A 2,006-nucleotide genomic window follows, 5' to 3' on the forward strand; every position below is an offset into this window, starting at 1 on the left:
GTCTTGATAGCACGGATAAAGCAACTCAGCGTCAAACACTCGCCTTCTATGGCGACATCGGCCGTTCCCCGATCAACCCAGCGCTGACTGGAACAAAAAGCGTTCCTGCGTTGTTCTCCAACCGTCCTGATGTTCGACGGCTGGTTCATACGCCGGCCAGGGGCAATCCTCGCGGCAGGCGCCCGGCCGGCACGCGAAGAAGGGATGGCGATGGATCCTGACGATCTCAACACGGAACGGATCGCCACTGTGTTCGGCGGAACAGGCTTTCTCGGGCGCAGGATCGTGAAGCGGCTCCTTGAAAGAGGCTTCACGGTCCGCGCCGCATCCCGCCACCCGGCTCGTGTGGGCCCGGTCTTTTCTTCGACTGCAAGGATGCCTGAAGCCGTCGAGGCGGATATATTGGGATGCGTCCTCGATCGGCTCGGCCATTGCCGGATCACAGGCGATCGTGAATGCTGTCAGTCTTTATGTCGAGCAGGGTGCGCAGACGTTTGAACGCGTGCATGTGAAAGCTGCCGCTGATCTCGCCGCTGCGTCGCGCGATGGCGGGGTAGACCGGTTCGTCCAGATTTCGGGGATCGGCTCCGATTCTCAATCGGATTCGAAATATATTGGGGCACGTGGTCGCGGAGAAGAGGCGGTGGCGAGCGCATTTCCCGGCGGCTTCATTGTTCGTCCCGCGGTCATGACAGGACCTGACGACGTTTTCCTCACGACGATTGTGAGGCTGATACGTCTCCTGCCGGTCTATCCGCTGTTCGGCGATGGTGGCACACGGCTTCAGCCGGTCTATGTGGCAGACGTCGCAGAAGCAGTGGGCCGGCTTATCGACGGGCGAAACCACAAGGGCTCATTTACACTCGAATTCGGTGGCCCGCGCATCTACACCTATAAGGAACTGCTGCGGGAGATCGCCCGACAGCTCGGTACCCACATCAGGCTGATGCCGGTGCCGTTTGCGGCGTGGGGCGCCTTGGCCGGCGTCGCGGAACTCCTTCCGGCCGCGCCCATAACGCGCAACCAGGTCGATCTTATGCGGCACGACAATGTGGCAGCAATCGGCGCGCCTGGCCTGAAGGAACTCGACATCGAGCCGCGGGGCATCGAGGAGGTGATCCGCTTGATCGATCGGCGCGCGTGACGCCGGCTCGCGCTCGTCTCCTGCTTAATGACTCTACGATCCTGACGGGAACCTGTCGCCATGCGGCGGGTTGGTCGAGCTTGAGCCAATGAAGAAGAAGGAAAGAACTATGGCCAGATGCGATCAATGCGGGAATGACTACGACAAGGCTTTCGAAGTGAAGCTAGCTGAGGAAACCTATACGTTTGACAGCTTCGAATGCGCGATCCACAAACTTGCGCCGCTCTGCCCGCATTGCGGCTGCCGGATCATCGGACATGGCGTCGAACAAGGTGACATTATCTACTGCTGCGCACATTGCGCCGCGGAGGAAGGTGCAAGCGCACTGACCGATCGCGCACCTTGATGCAACGCTACTAGGATGGCTCCCAAGAGGCAGGACCATCGCCGACACGGGCTTGTTCGCAAGCATGGAAGCTCAGCATTTAGAACCGTGTCAGCAAAACCGTGACCAGCGAAAGCAACAAAAGGGCGGTTCGGCCGTTCTGATCAGCCGCATTAGCGGCGGAGCATCCGAACACATGACTACGCCGCAAATTCTGTCGTTCGCCGTCATCTTCGTGATGATGGCGGCGCTCGTTTGGGGTCGGTATCGATATGATCTGGTCGCAGCCGCGGCACTGTTGCTTGGACTCGCGGTTGGCATCGTGCCTTTTGACGAGGCCTTCAGCGGGTTCAGCGACGATATTGTGGTCATTGTCGGCAGTGCCCTGCTGGTGAGCGCAGGCATAGCCCGCTCGGGCATCATGGAAATCGCCATCAAGCGCTTTGTTCCCAACCTATCGGGCGTTCGGTCGCAATTGGCGCTGCTGGTGATCGTGGTCACGATCCTGTCTGCCTTTGTAAAGAATATCGGCTGTCT

The 2,006-nt window shown here is 59.5% G+C and carries 5 protein-coding genes; all 5 read left to right on the forward strand.

Features of this window, described 5'->3' with window-relative positions; all coding sequences use genetic code 11:
- A partial coding sequence (locus EOA85_RS40215; protein WP_206523441.1) for a hypothetical protein occupies positions 1–221 on the forward strand: 221 nt, incomplete at its 5' end.
- Positions 211–498: an NAD-dependent epimerase/dehydratase family protein gene (locus EOA85_RS40220; protein ID WP_348627957.1), complete on the forward strand. Its 288-nt coding sequence runs from the start codon at positions 211–213 to the stop codon at positions 496–498. The genes EOA85_RS40215 and EOA85_RS40220, both read left to right, overlap by 11 nt.
- On the forward strand, positions 452–1,144 hold the full coding sequence (locus EOA85_RS33780) for a complex I NDUFA9 subunit family protein (protein ID WP_245486281.1): 693 nt from the start codon (positions 452–454) through the stop codon (positions 1,142–1,144). Before EOA85_RS40220 ends, EOA85_RS33780 begins: the two co-directional genes overlap by 47 nt.
- Before the next feature lie 88 nt (positions 1,145–1,232).
- The gene (locus EOA85_RS33785; RefSeq protein ID WP_240992546.1) at positions 1,233–1,490 is read left to right on the forward strand and encodes a hypothetical protein; all 258 of its coding nucleotides are present in this window, start codon (positions 1,233–1,235) and stop codon (positions 1,488–1,490) included.
- A 175-nt stretch (positions 1,491–1,665) separates the two neighbouring features.
- On the forward strand, positions 1,666–2,006 hold a 341-nt coding region (locus EOA85_RS33790; protein WP_281033828.1), incomplete at its 3' end, for an SLC13 family permease.

Source organism: Mesorhizobium sp. M5C.F.Ca.IN.020.29.1.1, from assembly GCF_003997375.1.
Classification (GTDB): Bacteria; Pseudomonadota; Alphaproteobacteria; order Rhizobiales; family Rhizobiaceae; genus Mesorhizobium; species Mesorhizobium wenxiniae.